The sequence below is a fragment of the Enterococcus sp. DIV1083b genome (assembly GCF_051713705.1).
Lineage (GTDB): Bacteria > Bacillota > Bacilli > Lactobacillales > Enterococcaceae > Enterococcus_D > Enterococcus_D casseliflavus.
Window position 1 is genome coordinate 1,570,870 of record NZ_JBIOQJ010000001.1, and the last position, 17,302, is coordinate 1,588,171.

Annotated in this window: 14 protein-coding genes; 10 read left to right on the forward strand and 4 right to left on the reverse strand. The window is 42.2% G+C overall.

Going from position 1 to position 17,302, the window contains the following annotated elements:
- Positions 1-63 precede the first annotated feature (63 nt).
- The 5 genes from IGI69_RS07235 to IGI69_RS07255 all read left to right on the forward strand — a co-directional run bounded on the left by IGI69_RS07235 (position 64) and on the right by IGI69_RS07255 (position 4,789).
- Positions 64-1,164 carry a glycerol dehydrogenase gene (locus IGI69_RS07235; protein ID WP_034857973.1) on the forward strand — a complete coding sequence of 367 codons (1,101 nt, stop codon included), beginning with the start codon at positions 64-66 and terminating at the stop codon, positions 1,162-1,164.
- A 409-nt stretch (positions 1,165-1,573) separates the two neighbouring features.
- Positions 1,574-2,539 (forward strand): PLP-dependent cysteine synthase family protein, encoded by a 966-nt coding sequence (locus IGI69_RS07240; protein ID WP_438740223.1) that lies wholly within the window; start codon positions 1,574-1,576, stop codon positions 2,537-2,539.
- Positions 2,529-3,674, forward strand: a complete 1,146-nt coding sequence (locus IGI69_RS07245) for a cystathionine gamma-synthase (protein ID WP_438740225.1) — start codon at positions 2,529-2,531, stop codon at positions 3,672-3,674. The genes IGI69_RS07240 and IGI69_RS07245 overlap by 11 nt, the downstream gene beginning before the upstream one ends.
- Before the next feature lie 2 nt (positions 3,675-3,676).
- Entirely contained in the window at positions 3,677-4,321 is a 645-nt protein-coding gene (locus tag IGI69_RS07250; RefSeq protein ID WP_438740227.1) for a class I SAM-dependent methyltransferase, read from the forward strand.
- Between the two features lie 12 nt (positions 4,322-4,333).
- A complete protein-coding gene (locus IGI69_RS07255; RefSeq protein WP_008382180.1) occupies positions 4,334-4,789 on the forward strand; it encodes an S-ribosylhomocysteine lyase in 456 nt (151 codons plus the stop codon).
- Between the two features lie 95 nt (positions 4,790-4,884).
- On the opposite strand, the gene IGI69_RS07260 is transcribed toward IGI69_RS07255, so the two are convergent.
- Both IGI69_RS07260 and IGI69_RS07265 read right to left on the reverse strand, forming a co-directional pair.
- Entirely contained in the window at positions 4,885-5,640 is a 756-nt protein-coding gene (locus tag IGI69_RS07260; RefSeq protein ID WP_438740229.1) for a Tat pathway signal sequence domain protein, read from the reverse strand.
- Between the two features lie 294 nt (positions 5,641-5,934).
- Positions 5,935-6,288: a hypothetical protein gene (locus IGI69_RS07265; protein WP_438740231.1), complete on the reverse strand. Its 354-nt coding sequence runs from the start codon at positions 6,286-6,288 to the stop codon at positions 5,935-5,937.
- Between the two features lie 397 nt (positions 6,289-6,685).
- Between IGI69_RS07265 and IGI69_RS07270 the strand changes: the two genes are divergently transcribed.
- On the forward strand, positions 6,686-6,925 hold the full coding sequence (locus tag IGI69_RS07270; RefSeq protein ID WP_438740233.1) for a hypothetical protein: 240 nt from the start codon (positions 6,686-6,688) through the stop codon (positions 6,923-6,925).
- 48 nt (positions 6,926-6,973) lie between these two features.
- Here IGI69_RS07270 and IGI69_RS07275 read toward each other — a convergent pair whose 3' ends face one another.
- Together IGI69_RS07275 and IGI69_RS07280 are read right to left on the reverse strand one after the other, a co-directional pair.
- On the reverse strand, positions 6,974-7,711 hold the full coding sequence (locus tag IGI69_RS07275; RefSeq protein WP_005225946.1) for an amino acid ABC transporter ATP-binding protein: 738 nt from the start codon (positions 7,709-7,711) through the stop codon (positions 6,974-6,976).
- 1 nt (position 7,712) lies between these two features.
- Positions 7,713-9,866, reverse strand: coding sequence for an amino acid ABC transporter substrate-binding protein/permease (locus tag IGI69_RS07280; RefSeq protein ID WP_010748161.1), 2,154 nt, complete (start codon positions 9,864-9,866; stop codon positions 7,713-7,715).
- Positions 9,867-10,136: 270 nt separating this feature from the next.
- Between IGI69_RS07280 and uvrB the strand changes: the two genes are divergently transcribed.
- The 4 genes from uvrB to IGI69_RS07300 all read left to right on the forward strand — a co-directional run bounded on the left by uvrB (position 10,137) and on the right by IGI69_RS07300 (position 17,234).
- Positions 10,137-12,128: an excinuclease ABC subunit UvrB gene (gene uvrB, locus IGI69_RS07285; RefSeq protein ID WP_438740236.1), complete on the forward strand. Its 1,992-nt coding sequence runs from the start codon at positions 10,137-10,139 to the stop codon at positions 12,126-12,128.
- Between the two features lie 13 nt (positions 12,129-12,141).
- Positions 12,142-14,958, forward strand: a complete 2,817-nt coding sequence (uvrA, locus tag IGI69_RS07290) for an excinuclease ABC subunit UvrA (protein WP_275850480.1) — start codon at positions 12,142-12,144, stop codon at positions 14,956-14,958.
- Between the two features lie 308 nt (positions 14,959-15,266).
- Positions 15,267-16,520 (forward strand): carboxylate--amine ligase, encoded by a 1,254-nt coding sequence (locus tag IGI69_RS07295; protein ID WP_016610145.1) that lies wholly within the window; start codon positions 15,267-15,269, stop codon positions 16,518-16,520.
- 3 nt (positions 16,521-16,523) lie between these two features.
- Positions 16,524-17,234 carry an amino acid racemase gene (locus IGI69_RS07300; RefSeq protein WP_005225951.1) on the forward strand — a complete coding sequence of 237 codons (711 nt, stop codon included), beginning with the start codon at positions 16,524-16,526 and terminating at the stop codon, positions 17,232-17,234.
- Positions 17,235-17,302: the final 68 nt, after the last annotated feature.

A 17,302-nucleotide genomic window follows, 5' to 3' on the forward strand; every position in this document is an offset into this window, starting at 1 on the left:
TCCTTTGAAATCGCTTGCTTAGTGTGTCACAATAAAAGTAGACCAATTAAAGGAGGAGATACAATGGAAAGAATATTTGCGAGTCCGTCACGATACGTTCAAGGAAAAGGGGTCTTGAAGCATGGGTTATCCCATATCAAAGATTTAGGAAAGAAAGTGCTTCTTTTGACCGATGAAACTGTTTGGAAAATTGCCGGTGAAGAACTATTTGAGAACCTGAAAGCAGCCGAGTTAGAACCGGTAAAAGAAATTTTTGGTGGAGAAGCTTCTGCAAATGAAATCGATCGTATCGTCTCTAAAGCCAAAAGTGAATCAATCGAAGTGATTGCCGCATTAGGTGGTGGGAAAGCCATCGATACTGGGAAAGCTGTTGCGGATGAATTGAAAATACCGATTGCTGTTTTGCCAACGATTGCCTCCACTGATGCACCAACTTCGGCACTTTCTGTTATTTATACTGATGAAGGTCGTTTTGAAAAGTATCGTTTTTATAACAAAAATCCTGAACTTGTCTTAGTGGATACCGCTGTGATTGCCAAAGCGCCTGCCAAATTGCTAGCCGCTGGTATTGCGGATGCACTCGCAACCTATGTCGAGGCACGTGCTGTTGCTCGAAGCCATAGTAAAAATATGGTCGGCGGAGTGCAACCAATTGCCAGCATGGCGATCGCTGAAAAATGCGAAGAGATCCTTTTTGAGAATGCCTTAAAAGCCTATCAAGCGAATAAAAAACAAGTCGTTACCGAAGCTTTTGAACAAATCGTGGAAGCCAACACTTTGCTTAGTGGATTAGGCTTTGAAAGTGCAGGTCTGGCAGCAGCTCATGCGATTCATAATGGCTTGACAGCCCTTGAAGGAGACGTTCATGATCTGACCCATGGTGAGAAGGTTGCTTACGGAACACTCACTCAATTGATGCTGGAAAATGCAGATCCTGAAGAGCTCGACCAATATATAGAATTGTATCAGGCATTAGAATTACCGACGACATTATCCGACATGCATCTTGCGGAAGCCAGCGATGCAGACCTATTAAAAATTGGCGAGCAAGCAACCATCGAAGGGGAAACGATCCACAATATGCCATTTCCGGTTTCTGCAGAAGATGTTGCAGCAGCGATCAAAGCCGTGGATGCCTATGTGAGTGCTTACTATCCTCTATGATGTTATTTTATTAAAGGTCATCAATGTGTGCTCGGTGATTTCAAAAAACGTTTGACAATAAAAAAGAGTCGTGCTATTTTGATAACAAGCAAATTAAAGGAGGGAACAAGACATGACAAACGTCAACACACAAACTACCTGTTGTTGTTGTATGGTGCAAAAAGCAGCATACCGATTTGTCATGCCTATTATTAGTTCCTTTGTCGCAGAAGATCGCTGAAGTTTCTTTAGTGATTCACTTCTATCCGGATAAGACGACATTTTTTTGGGGTACTGATGTAATAGTCAGTACCCCTTTTTGTTTGCTGTTTTTTACCGCTTTCATTGGCGACGGCTGATGATTGCAAATGAAAATGAGTACATGAAGCATACGAGCTGTGCCAAACAAAGTTGAGTGAGGAGTCGAGCGATGATCGTTAATAATATAAAAGCATTGATTGGGCACACCCCATTCTTTGAATTTGATGCCGCAGCATTTGGCGGCAAAAAGGGAAGTACCATCTATGCGAAACTTGAGTATTTGAATCCTGGTGGAAGTATCAAGGACCGCTTAGGAAAGTATTTGATCGATGAAGCGTTTCGTGAGCATGTGATCGATCATGAGACAACCGTTATCGAACCGACAGCGGGAAATACTGGAATTGGTTTAGCTTTAGCTGGGATCGAGTATGGCTTAAAAATGATTTTTGTCATTCCTGAAAAATTTAGCCTTGAAAAGCAGCAACTGATTGAAGCGTTGGGCGGGACCATCGTTCATACGCCCACTGAAGCAGGCATTCAAGGGGCGATTGAAAAAGCAAAGAAAATAGCAAAACAGCTGCCAAATAGTTTTATGCCAATGCAATTTCACAATCAAAACAATCCTGCAGCCTACCAAGCAACCTTAGGCCCAGAGATCTTTCAGGAGTTATCTGGAAAAATTGACAGCTTTGTTGCTGGAGCTGGTAGCGGGGGGACCTTCGCGGGTGTCGCAACATACTTAAAGAAGCAAAAATCAAGCACTCGACTTGCTGTCGTTGAACCAGAAGGATCGATCTTAAATGGCGGGCCTGCCCATGGACATGAGATTGAAGGGATCGGAGTTGAGTTCATTCCACAATTTTTTGACGATTTACGTATTGATCAAATTTATACGATCAGTGATGCGGAAGGCTTTGCTTTTACGCGTTACTTGGCAAAAAACTATGGTCTGCTTGTTGGAAGTTCAAGTGGAGCCGTGATGGCAGCAGCAGTAAAAGAAAGCCTCGAATTACCAACCGGAAGCTCGATCGCCACAGTCTTTCCCGATGGTGGCGACCGCTATCTATCAAAAAAGATTTATGCTGGCCAATCAGCAATCACACCATTCATAGGAGGAACAAACAATGCATTTTAATACAAAAGTAATTCACGGCGGTATCAGCGAAGACGAATTCACCGGTGCAGTCAGTGTGCCAATCTACCAAACATCTACCTATCGGCAAAATGCTCTTGGTCAGCCAAAGCAATATGAATACAGTCGTTCAGGCAACCCAACTCGTTTTGCCTTAGAAGAATTGATTGCGGATCTTGAAGAAGGCGCTCAAGGGTTTGCTTTTGCCTCTGGATTAGCAGCCACCCATGCGATCTTCACGCTTTTTCAGACAGGAGATCATGTCATTTTAGGAGATGACGTTTATGGGGGGACATTTCGTTTGCTTCATCAAGTATTAGAAAAAAGCGGGTTGACTTATTCACTTGTCAAAACAAATGAGCTAGCTGCCGTTGAAGCAGCCATCCTTCCAGAAACCAAAGCGATCTTTCTGGAAACGCCGACTAATCCATTATTGAAGATCACGGACATCGCAATCATTGCCCAACTAGCTAAAAAACAGGACATTTTGACGATCGTGGATAATACCTTTGCGACCCCTTACTTTCAAAAGCCGCTACAATTAGGCGCAGATATTGTGATTCACAGTGCTACCAAGTATCTCGGTGGACACAGTGATGTAGTAGCTGGATTAGCGGTTGCCAAAGAGCCGCTAATCGCCGAAAGAATTGCCTTTTTACAAAACGCTATTGGCGGTGTATTGGGGCCTCATGATAGCTGGTTGATTCAGCGAAGCATCAAAACACTTGCTTTGCGGATGAAAGCACATCAAAACAATGCGATGAAAATTGCCCACTACTTACAAGCACATCCAGCTGTTGCAAAGGTTTATTATCCAGGATTGATTGACCATGAAGGTCATGAGATCGCCAAATCACAGATGTCTGGGTATAGCGGTATGATATCTTTTGAACTAAACGATGAAACGAAAACAGCCGGCTTTGTTGAATCATTAAAGATTTTTACTTTAGCAGAAAGTTTAGGTGGCGTGGAAAGCTTGGTAGAAGTGCCAGCCGTGATGACCCATGCCTCGATCCCTAAAGAAATTCGTGAGCAATCTGGGATCAAAGATGGCTTGATTCGGTTGTCGGTGGGCATCGAAGACGGTGAGGATCTGCAGGCAGATTTAGAGCAAGCGTTTGAAAAGGCAGGTAGCTAGTGATGGGGAGAGAGTTTATTCCAATTTTTTCTGACTGGGCAGCTGAGTACGATGAAACAGTTGCAGGTAAGGATGAAGAGTATCGAGCGGTTTTTTTCAAATATGAACAGTTACTCGCTGAAATTGCTGAAAAAGCAGGGCAGTCTGTGGTAGAATTTGGTAGTGGAACTGGAAATCTAACACAAGCTCTGCTTGATCAAGGAAAAAACGTGCTGGCAATCGAGCCATCGCCAGAGATGCGGCGAATCGCCAAGTCAAAACCCAGTCTTTCTAAAGTGACTTTTGTAGATGGTGATATGGAGGTTTTTCCTGAGATCACGGATGTCATTGATACGATCGTTTCTACCTATGTTTTTCATCATCTTACGGAGGACGAAAAACAACGGGCAATCGGCAAATATGCTGCGATGCTGCCCAAAGGCGGGAAAGTGATGTTCGGGGATACGATGTTTCTTTCCCTAGCACGAAAAATGGAGCTAATCGATGAAGCGCGGCAAGCTGGACACCAGCGACTAGCCGCTGATCTGCAACGGGAGTACTATCCAGTTACTGCGGATATCGAACGATATTTTCGCCAACATGGGTTTACCAGTCGTTTTAAGCAAATCAATGAGTATGTTTGGCTTGTGGAAGCACAAAAAGAGTAGGAGAGAAGTACAATGAAAATGAATGTTGAAAGCTTTAATTTGGATCATACGAAAGTCAAAGCACCTTATGTACGGGTTGCCGATAAAAAACAAGGAACAAATGATACCATCATCAAATATGATGTCCGTTTGAAGCAGCCGAACCAAGCACATATGGATATGGCAAGTCTGCATTCGCTAGAACATTTGACGGCAGAATTGATTCGTAATCATGCGGATTATATCGTGGACTGGTCACCAATGGGCTGCCAAACCGGCTTTTATTTGACTGTCTTGAATCACGACGATTATGAAGAGATTTTGACCGTCCTAGAAAAAACTATGAAGGACGTTTTGCAAGCAACTGAAGTACCTGCCAGCAATGAAGTGCAATGCGGTTGGGCGGCGAACCATACCTTAGAGGGTGCGCAAAAATTAGCGCAAGAATTTCTTGATGAACGTGACAATTGGTCGACCGTTTTTGCCTAAATAAAAATAGAAGTAGAAAAAAGGTGCCTGCGTTTGGATTCGCAGACGCCTTTTTTGTTAAACCCGCAAAGAGACGGGGATTCACTATTTTTTGTTTATGGTTCTACTGCTTGGACGGTGATGCCAACTCCGTTTGGATTATAGGTATGACTAATGTAAAACTCAAATCCTTCATGAACAAAGAAAAGTCTCCGAATGGCGCTAACGTCTCTGATGTGAGCATCTAAACCATACTGCTCGATCAATGTCTCTTTGATCTCCTCAACATCATCCTCTTTCCCGAATTGTGAGAAATCAATACCGAAAAATTCCGATACATCAACCAATGTGATTCTAGATAAATGTTCATTTCCCGCGTTATCGGAGTCAAAATCAAAGCTGATTTTGGACAGTTTGTCCCTTGAACCTAAAGGAACTCTTTTGGTCTCGAGAGCGCTGCGGTCAGCCATCGTTGATAACAAATCAATGGCTGAATCAGGTAAACGAGTGGTTACTTTTCTTACTTCATCCACCATTGCTCCTTGATCGGGAGAAAAAACTTTTCTAGTCTCTTCCGTGACGATCACATTTTCGCGGCGCCGCTTTCGGTTAATGGCACTGCGCTCTTGGTTTACCCGATCACTCCGTTTGATGAGAGCGAGGCCAAGATCGCTGATAGATTCAGGGGAAGGTCTTTCTTCCAGTAAAGCAGTTAAGTAATCGATCTCTAAAAACTGCTCGTAGGCAACTGCTGGTTGATTTTCGCTGTAGAAGAGGACAGCTCTGAGTAAAAAACAACTAATGCCCAAACAAAGAAACAGACTTCTTCTGCGATGCTCCCGGATTTTTTTCATAGGACGATTCAGTTTCATTTTATCCTTAAACTCCTAAGTTTTTTAGACGACTCATGATAATAGAGGTGTTTGAATTTCATCACGCATTTTGCCAATCTTAGTTACGAGAGATCGCTTAATGGATTACTCAATTTCTGATTCAGAAAACTGATCATGCCAGGTCACATCAGAAACGGTTCGGTTAATAAGAGTGACAATGATTGCCTCACCATCGGAATTAATCCATGCATTAGATTCCACACCAACAACCGCTAGTCGCCAAGAAGGCAGTCCACCCATGATCTCAAGAACTTGATCGCAGGACATTCCTTCTTACAATTGGTGGAGTAAGTCTTTGTTGACTGTTCGATTCCACCGTCGCGGCAGCCCGATCTGCAATTGTTCACAATACGAAAATTGAGGGGCAGCTGTTTCGGTACTGCTCTGAGCTTGTGCAAAGTCATCAGAAGAACGAGCTGTTTCAGATGCGGGTTCTGATGTGTGGTTCTCAGTTCTGGAAGAAGAAGCTATGGTTTCAGAATCAGCTGACAAAGATTGAGAAGACGACGTTGCTTCTGGTGAAAAACTGCTCTTGGTGGTGTCATCCATGATTTCGTCAATTAAGGTACAGCCAGTGAGAAAGAGGGAGAGTAACATTAGTAAGGGAAATAAAAAGATGGTTTTCATAAGATAGGTTCCTCCAAAATGATTTCGTTAATTTTCTTTGTTATTTTAATGTTGGTTTTTTATTAGAAAAATCCCGTCAGTTGCTATAAAATAAAAAAGAAAAATGTTTGTATACCTATTTAGATTTGGAGGGAGTGGTGTTTAATAAGTGTAACATGTTGCTTCCGATCTGGCTACTTGATTTTCAATATCCTTTCATGGTTTTAGTAAAATTGGTATCTGTAGCTTACGATGTTGAAAAGGAAATGTTATAATAGATTTAACTACTCAATAAAAATTTGCTATTTTAAAGGCGAATCCTGTTTACTCTTACCAGATCAACAGGAACCAGCATACCTTTTGCTAAGAATTTATGTAAGGAATGATTTTTTTCATAACACGGAGAGGAGGAAGGAATATGAGCATCTTAAAGCAATGGCAAGAAAAACATCAAGCGAAAAAAGAAGCAAAAAAGCAGGCATTACGGTTAAAAAATGCCAAGCTTCGTGCAGCAGGGAAAGAGCCGTTGAAGGGCTGGGGGAAAATGGTTGATACTGGCATCGGCGGGGCGAACAAAGCAAACCCCATCGATACAAAAGTGTTTTTGGGGGAAAATCAAAAGCGGATCGCAGATGAAACGAAACGAAACAAGCAATAAAGAAAACCTCTGCAACAGTTCCTTCGTCGGACTGATGCAGAGGTTTTTTTAAATATTCAATACTTTGTCTAAGAAGTCTTTGGTACGCTCATGCTTAGGATTGGTAAAGATTTGCTCAGGTGTACCGTCTTCCAAGAAGTTCCCGCCGTCAATAAACATCACACGATTTGCTACTTCTTTGGCAAACCCCATCTCGTGAGTAACGATTACCATGGTCATTCCTTGTTTTGCCAAATCCTTCATAACATTGAGTACATCGCCAACCATTTCTGGATCGAGTGCGGAGGTTGGTTCATCGAACAACATCACATCGGGATTCATTGCTAAAGCTCTAGCGATCGCCACCCGTTGTTTTTGTCCTCCAGACAGATTGTCAGGGTACATGTCTTTTTTATCTGCCAAACCGACCGTTTCTAATAAACGAATTGCGTTCTTTTCCGCTTCTTGCCGAGAAGCATTTTTTAGATCCATCGGTGCTAAAATGATATTTTCTAAAACCGACAAGTGAGGGAAGAGATTGAAATGCTGAAACACCATGCCGATATGTTGACGAACAGCATTGATATTGGTGTTTTTATCCATCAGATGTGCGCCGTCAACGATTATATCGCCGCTGGTTGGTTCTTCTAAGCGGTTCAAACAGCGTAAGAACGTCGATTTCCCAGATCCTGAAGGACCGATCACACAAACGACTTCTCCTTCAGCGATTGAAACATTGATATTGTTCAATACGGTATTGTCGCCGTATTTTTTTACAAGATTTTCAACTAAGATTTTTTCTTTCATGCTATTTCACCTTCTTTTCTAAAACTTTTGCAAGTTTCGTTAAAGCTGTGATCACGACTAAGTAAATAATCGCGATGATCAAGTAAACATAGGTACTTTGCGTAGTCCGAGCAACGATGATTTTCCCAGTTTGCAATAATTCTACGACTCCGATAACCGAGATGATCGTTGTATCTTTTAACGAGATAACGAATTGGTTAACGAAAGATGGAATCATGATTTTGATCGCTTGCGGTAAAATGATTTTCTGCATTGTCCGAGTGTAGGTCATCCCCAAACTACGAGAGGCTTCCATCTGACCTTTTGGCACCGCATTGATCCCGCCACGGACGATCTCAGCGATATAGGCACTGGCATTTAAAGTCAATGTAATGACCCCGGCTGCAAAGTCGGGAATCGTGATACCAATGGCATCGGAAAGGCCGAAGAAGATGAAGAAAGCCAATACCATCATAGGAATACCACGAATGATATCAACATAGATCCCTGCAAAAACCCGCAATGCTTTGATTGGAGCAACACTAAATAGTCCAAAAATGATGCCGATCACTAATGCTAAGGCAAAAGAAATCAATGCTAGTAAAAGGGTATTCCATAAACCTTTTAATAAGACGTTATAGTTGTTGCTGATCAAACCAGTGATCGTTGATTCATCCACTCGTTTTTCTGTGGCAGAGCCATCTTCAATGTATTTATTGATGATTTGATCGTACTCGCCAGTCCGTTTCATTTCTTTCAATGCTTCATTGAACATTTGGATCAGTTCAGGATTTTGGCCTTTTTTCACCGCAAAACCGTACTGACCGCCAGATTCTTTTTCAATCGGTGTCACTAGTTTTTGACCTTGGCTGATGGCATATCCAATCACTGGATAATCATCCATCATGGCATCGATTTGTCCGCCGTTAACAGCCGCATATAATTGATCGGCCGCATCATAATATTTGATCGAATAGCCATATTTTTCTTCGTTGGCGATCAAGAAGTCTGCACTTTCTGTCCCCACTTTCGCACCAACGGTTTTTCCATCTAGATCTTCATAGGAATTGATGGAATCATTGCCTTCTTTTACAGCGATCTGAATGCCGCTTTCAAAGTAAGAGTCTGAGAAGTCGTAGGATTGGCGACGCTCATCAGTGATCGTCATCCCAGCGATCATCCCATCTGCTTGGTTACCATCCAAGGCTTGCAAAGCTCCTGAAAAACCGATGAAATTGAATTCAATGTTGAACCCTTGCAATTCTGCCGCCCGATTCATTAAATCAACATCGATCCCTACATACTCATTGTCTTCATTTTGGAATTCAAATGGAGCGAAGGCGGAGTCACTGGCAATTCGGTAAACATCTTTCTTTGGTTCGACTTTCACCATTTCACTGGTGTCTGCATCTGAATCAGACGTTGTGATGTAAGTATTGACGATTTCGTCGTATTTGCCAGAAGCTTTCATGTTGGCTAAACCAGCATTGAATTTTTCAAGTAGTTCTTGATTTTGGCCTTTTCTGACAGCGAATCCGTAAGAAGCACCTTTTTCAGGTTCGCCGACAAGTTTCATCGGTTCGCCGTTGTTGATGGCATAGCCAAGCACTGGATAATCATCAAAAGCGGCTGCCACAGTACCATTGCGTACAGCGCCATACAACCCAGTAGCGTCATCATAAAGTTTGATGTCGTAGCCATATTGGTCTTTATTTTCTTCTAAAAAGCGGGCACTTTCGGTACCGACCTTTGCACCGACCGTTTCGCCCTCAAGATCTTCGTAGCTAGTAATGCTGTCATTGTCCGCAGCTACCGCCATTTGAATCCCACTATCAAAATAAGGATCTGAGAAATCAAACGTTTCTTTACGTTCATCAGTGATGCTCATCCCAGCAATCATGCCATCTAACTGATTTGATTGCACGCCTTGAATGGAGGCGTCAAAACCTAAAGGACGTAAATCAACTGCAAAACCTTGATCTTCAGCGATCGCGTTTAATAAATCTATATCGATCCCAACGTATTCATTATTTTCATTTTGGAATTCGAAAGGAGCAAATGTTAAATCTGTTCCTATCTTATACGTAGTTTCCTCCGCACTTGCTGACTTTACTGATAGCGTAAAAATGCTGATAATCAGCGCGATTAAAGCGAAGGACATGTGTTTTCTTTTCAAGAAAATTCCCCCTTTAGATATAACGTATTTATAGATTATATGGATTTTTTCTTCAACACACAAGTCTTTCTCTTTAAAAATATGACAAAATTGCTTAAACCTCACATCAGATGTTAGAAAATCAAACATGTTAAGTTATGCTTAATCGCATGAAACTTTCATAGCAAATGATGGCGAAAGTATGTTCGCTATGATATACTTATTTATGGAAAAGCGGCAGCGAGTTTTTCTTTTTTTGTTGTCGTTTAGAATAATCGAGGGGGAATGAAGATGATCGAAAGAACAACTTCCCATGAATTTGACTTAGTATCAAAATATCAACCAGCTGGGGATCAACCAGAAGCGATCCATCAATTGGTTGACGGGGTGGTCGGTGGAAAAAAAGCACAGATTTTGTTGGGAGCCACTGGGACCGGTAAGACTTATACGATTTCTAATCTAATCAAGGAAGTCAATAAACCGACATTGATCATTGCCCATAATAAAACATTGGCTGGACAATTATATGGCGAGTTTAAGGACTTCTTTCCAAATAATGCAGTCGAGTATTTTGTCAGTTACTATGATTACTATCAACCAGAAGCGTATGTTCCTTCCAGTGATACATACATCGAAAAAGACTCCAGTGTCAACGATGAAATCGATAAGCTGCGTCACTCGGCGACAAGTTCTTTATTAGAGAGAAACGATGTGATCGTTGTAGCTTCTGTCTCCTGTATTTTCGGTTTAGGTTCGCCGATCGAGTATGCCAGACAGGTTGTTTCTTTACGAATAGGGATGGAAAAGTCTCGGGATCAACTATTAAAAGAATTGATCGAGATCCAATTTGAACGAAACGACATCGATTTTCAACGGGGACGTTTTCGCGTGCGCGGCGATGTTGTGGAGATTTTCCCAGCTTCTCGTGATGAGCGAGCGTTACGCATTGAGTTTTTTGGCGATGAAATCGATCGGATTCGTGAAGTCGATGCCTTGACGGGCGAGATCATGAGTGACACCGAACATGTGTCGATCTTTCCGGCAACGCACTTTGTGACCAATGAAGACCATATGGAACATGCGATCGCTTCGATCCAAAGTGAACTCGATGAACGACTGAAAGTTTTGCGAGCAGAAAATAAGCTGCTGGAAGCACAGCGTTTAGAGCAGCGAACCAACTATGATATTGAAATGATGCGAGAAATGGGGTATACCTCAGGAATCGAAAACTACTCTCGCCATATGGATGGACGAAAAGAAGGCGAACCGCCTTATACGTTATTGGATTTCTTCCCAGATGATTTTCTATTAGTAATCGACGAATCACACGTAACGATGCCCCAAGTTCGTGGGATGTATAATGGTGACCGTGCTAGAAAACAAATGTTAGTGGATTATGGCTTCCGTTTGCCTTCTGCACTGGACAACCGTCCGTTACGCTTGGAAGAATTTGAGAAGCATGTCAATCAAATCGTCTATGTGTCAGCAACACCTGGCCCCTATGAATACGATCAAACCGATACCGTCGTTCAACAAATCATTCGTCCGACTGGTCTGTTAGATCCGGTGATCGAAGTACGACCGATCATGGGTCAAATTGACGACCTCGTAGGAGAAATCAATGAGCGAGTCGAGCGAAATGAACGGGTCTTTGTCACGACCTTGACGAAAAAAATGTCTGAAGATTTGACGGATTACTTTAAAGAATTAGGGATCAAAGTCAAATACTTGCACAGTGACATCAAAACATTGGAACGAACAGAGATCATTCGCGACCTGCGTCTCGGTGAATTTGATGTACTGGTCGGAATCAACTTACTGCGAGAAGGGTTAGACGTCCCAGAAGTTTCCCTGGTTGCGATCCTTGATGCCGATAAGGAAGGATTCTTGCGCAGTGAGCGTTCATTAGTCCAAACCATCGGACGAGCAGCTCGAAACTCAGAAGGAAAAGTAATCATGTACGCCGATAAAATGACCGATTCGATGCAGCGAGCGATCGACGAAACAGCGCGACGCCGAAGTATTCAAGAAGCCTATAACGAAGAACATGGAATCGTACCGAAAACCATCATCAAAGAGATTCGCGATCTGATCGCGATCACGAAAGTGGCGGAAGAAACTGGCGAATACACCACGACTTCTTATGAAGAACTGAGTCGTGAAGAGAAAGCAACCTTGTTGTTGAAATTAGAAAAAGAAATGAAAGATGCTGCGAAAGCACTGGATTTTGAAACGGCTGCTACCTTGAGAGATACTATTCTTGAGCTAAAAGCTGCTGATTAGAAGGAGAAACAATATGGCAAATGATAAAATCGTGATCCATGGGGCACGGGCCCATAATTTAAAAAATATCGATGTGACGATTCCCAGAGACCAGCTCGTTGTTGTAACTGGTCTTTCGGGTTCAGGGAAAAGCTCCTTAGCATTTGATACGTTGTATGCCGAAGGACAGCGCCGATATGTCGAAAGTCTATCGGCATATGCCCGTCAGTTTTTAGGGCAAATGGATAAACCCGACGTAGATAGCATTGATGGACTTAGTCCAGCGATTTCTATCGATCAAAAAACCACCAGTAAGAACCCGCGATCAACAGTGGGGACGGTTACTGAAATCAATGATTATCTGCGGCTTCTTTACGCCAGAATCGGTCACCCAATCTGTCCCAATGATCATATCGAGATTACTAGTCAGTCGGTTGAGCAGATGGTGGATGAAGTTTTGGCATTACCAGAACGCACCAAGATCCAATTGTTGGCACCTATCGTTTATCAAAAGAAAGGGCAGCACAAAAAAGTCTTCGAACGTATCCAAAGAGAAGGTTATGTTCGGATGCGGGTGGATGGCGAAGTCTATGATGTCTCTGAAGCGCCTGAATTAGAAAAAAATAAAAAGCATGATATTGCCATCATCATTGACCGAATCGTTGTAAAGGAAGGCATCCGTTCTCGTCTGTTTGATTCCTTTGAAGCGGCATTACGTTTAGCTGATGGCTATGCGGTAGTCGATGTGATTGGTCAAGAAGAGATGCTTTTCAGTGAACATTATTCTTGTCCGTATTGTGGCTTTACAGTTGGTGAATTAGAACCACGGCTCTTTTCATTCAATGCGCCTTTTGGTGCTTGTCCAGACTGTGATGGTCTTGGTGTGAAGCTAGAAGTCGATGTCGACCTAGTGATTCCCGATCAAAGCAAAACGTTGCGTGAAGGTGCACTATTACCTTGGAACCCAATCAGTTCACAGTATTATCCGCAAATGCTGGAACAAGCCTGCCAAGAGTTCAATATCGATATGGATACACCCTTTGAAGAACTGCCAGAAGAACACAAAGACATTATTTTGAATGGTTCGAATGGAGAAATTTTCCATTTCCATTATGAGAATGATTTCGGTGGCGTGCGTGATGTTGAGGTAGCTTTTGAAGGGATATTATCAAATATCAAACGCCGTTATCATGAAACCAACTCTGATTTCACCCGTGATCAAATGCGTTTGTATATGACGGAATTGACTTGTAAAACTTGTCATGGCTATCGTTTGAACCCTCAAGCGCTGTGCGTGCAAGTCAACGGAAAACACATTGGTGAAATGAGCGAGATGGCAATCAACAATGCGTTGAACTTTGTCGAAGAATTGAAACTATCGGAACAAGAGCAAATGATCGCACGTCCGATCGTGAAAGAAGTCGATGATCGTCTAAGCTTCTTGAAAAATGTCGGATTGGACTATTTGACCTTGAGTCGTGCATCAGGCACACTCTCTGGTGGGGAAGCGCAACGGATTCGTTTGGCAACACAAATCGGCTCCAATTTGTCTGGGGTGCTTTACATTCTTGATGAGCCATCGATCGGTCTTCACCAACGGGATAACGATCGCTTGCTAGATTCATTGCGGAAAATGCGCGATCTTGGGAATACGCTGATCGTCGTTGAGCATGACGAAGACACGATGCGGGCAGCGGACTACTTGATCGATGTCGGTCCAGGTGCAGGACACGCAGGTGGCGAGATCGTCGCTGCAGGCACTCCTGATGAAGTCGCAGCCAATGCGTCTTCCTTAACAGGTCAGTACTTATCAGGAAAACGACAAATCCCGACACCAACGGAACGCCGCAAAGGCAATGGTGAAAAGATTCGTGTGACCGGTGCTTCTGAGAATAACTTGAAAAACATTTCGGTCGATTTTCCATTAGGAAAGTTCGTCGCCGTTACTGGGGTCTCTGGCTCTGGTAAATCGACATTAGTCAATGAAATTTTGAAAAAAGCCTTGGCGCAAAAAATCAATCGGAATTCGAACAAACCTGGTCGCTTTAAAACCATTACTGGTTATGAAGCGATTGAGAAATTGATCGATATCGATCAAAGCCCTATCGGTCGGACGCCTCGAAGCAATCCAGCAACGTATACCAGTGTCTTTGATGACATTCGCGATTTATTTGCTAAAACCAATGAGGCGAAAGTCCGTGGTTACAAAAAAGGCCGCTTTAGTTTTAATGTAAAAGGTGGACGTTGTGAAGCATGTAAAGGGGACGGAATCATCAAGATCGAGATGCACTTCTTACCTGATGTCTACGTACCTTGTGAGGTTTGTCATGGCAAACGTTATAACTCAGAAACGTTAGAAGTTCATTACAAAGGAAAAAATATTTCGGAAATCTTAGATATGACCGTGGAAGATGCAGTGGAATTTTTCCAACATATTCCTAAAATCCATCGAAAATTGCAAACGATCGTCGATGTCGGTCTAGGTTATGTCACGATGGGACAACCAGCGACTACTTTGTCTGGTGGGGAAGCGCAACGGATGAAGCTTGCCAGTGAACTGCACAAAAATTCCAATGGCAAGAGTTTTTATATCTTAGATGAACCGACGACTGGTCTGCATACGGATGATATTGCCCGTTTGTTGAAAGTTTTGGAACGATTTGTCGACGCTGGCAATACCGTTTTAGTGATCGAACACAACTTGGATGTCATCAAATCAGCGGACCATGTGATTGATCTAGGTCCAGAAGGTGGCGAAGGCGGTGGAACGATCATTGCAACTGGTACACCAGAAGAGATTGCTGCGGTTTCTGAAAGCTACACCGGTCATTATTTGAAAAAAGTCCTTTAAGCAAGGAAAAGAGCACTCACTTTTTTACTTGTCTGTCAATAGGTTTCGCTAAAGTTTAAGGAAGCGTGAAATATCTGCAAATTTCATGATAAGGGCTTGAAATCAAAATTTTATTTGATAGAATAGCAATAGGTATACGTATATTCGCATTGAATAAACTGCCTATAAGTTCTATCCGTTCAAAGTGGGAGAAAGCAATCAAAGATAGATACTTTGATTGCTTTTTTCTTTGTGGTATTATAATTCTATTGTAATTAAACGAAACGAGAGAGGTCGTTTTTCGTATTCAAAAGAGAGAGTGATTTTTGATGAGTCAGGAAAATTTTCTTCCCATATTATTAGGAAGCGATATGAATGTTTATGGTATGGCCAGAGCATTCCACGAAGCATATGGCATTCAATCAGTTGCTTATGCTGGTGCGGAACTTGCGCCAACCCGCTTTAGTAAAATTGTTACAATCAATCAAGTGGAAGGTTTTGACCATGATCCAGGATTCACTGAGACGTTGATCAAGTTAGGTAAAAATACTTACAACGATCCTGCCATGAAATATTTATTGATTCCCTGCGGCGATGGCTATGCAGAACTGTTAGCGAAGCATAAAGAAGAATTGAAGCCTTATTATACCTTTATTGCCAATGACTATTCCTTATTAAAACGGTTGATCAATAAAGTCAGTTTTTACGAAGTTTGCGAGGAATATGGCTTGCCTTATCCTAAGACCTTCATTTTAACACCTGAACTGTTGACGGAAGGAACGTTCAAAGGAGAGCTGCCTTTTGATTTTCCTGTGGCTTTGAAACCAGCAAATAGTGTCGCGTGGCTGTCAGTTGATTTTGAAGGGCGCAAAAAAGCCTTCATTATTGACAATCGAACAGAATTTGAAGAAATCGTTTCTCGCATTTATCAAGCGGGTTATCAATATGAAATGATCGTCCAAGATTTTATTCCTGGCGATGACAGCAACATGCGGGTCTTAAATGCCTATGTTGATGAGAATCACGAAGTTCGCGTGATGGGCTTAGGTCATCCTTTGTTAGAGGATCCAACGCCTGGAGCTGTTGGGAATTATGTCGTGATCATTCCAGATGAAAATGATCAAATCTATCAAATGATCCGTAAGTTTTTAAAAGAGATTGAATATGTTGGATTTGCCAATTTTGATTTGAAATATGATGCGCGAGACGGTCAATATAAATTATTTGAAATCAACTTGCGTCAAGGAAGAAGCAGTTTCTTTATTACCTTAAGCGGATTGAATCTGGCGAAGTTCATCACAGAGGATTTAGTCTTCGAAAAACCTTACACAGAAACGGTTTATGGCAAAGCTGACGCGCCTGAAGCGAAATTATGGCTAGGGGTACCAAAAAACATTTTCTTGACTTATGCAAAAGAAAATCCTGCGAAAGAACGCGCAAAAAAATTATTAGCAGAGAATCGCTGGGGAACGACTGTCTTTTACAAAGAAGACTTATCTCTAAAGCGTTGGATTCTATTAAAGAGAATGTTTCATCTGTACAACAAACGATTCAAAACGTATTTCCATACGAAAGAAGGCTAGAAGATGGAGAATTTTTTTAGTATTTTAGGCGGCATGGGAACGTTAGCGACGGAAAGTTTTGTCCGCATTTTAAACCGACGGACACAGACCCATAAAGACCAAGATTACTTGAACTATGTTTTATTCAATCATGCGACAGTCCCAGATCGGACGGCATATATTTTAGACAACACGTTAGAAAACCCTGTTCCATATTTAATGGACGACATCGAAAAACAAAATTTGTTAAAGCCAAATTTTATTGTGTTGACTTGTAACACTGCCCATTATTTTTTTGATGAGCTGCAAGCTGCCACTGAGATCGAGATTTTGCATATGCCTCGTGAGGCTGCGAAAGTCGTTTTTGAAAAAGGCGTCACTGGAAAAGTGGCCTTTCTTGGGACAGAAGGCAGTGTCAAAGCTGGCATCTATGAAAAAGAATTGCGGAAGTTCGGACTTGACGTCTATCTTCCAGAGCCGACGATCCAAAAAAAGGTCAATACATTGATCTATGATCGAATCAAAGAAAATGATCATTTGGATCAAGAACTTTACTTTGAGATACTGGAAGAAGTCACCGAACGTATCGGCTGTGAAAGCGTAGTGCTTGGATGTACCGAGTTGTCCTTGATGGATGAATTTGTGACTGATAATCCGTATCCAGTCGTCGATGCCCAATCGATTTTAGTTGATCGGACGATCGAAAAAGCATTGGCAAATCGCCAAGCAATCTAAAGCTGATAGCGACGTTAGCGGCATTTTTTGAGCTAACGTCTTTTTTTATGCCAGTGTTCCAATGATAC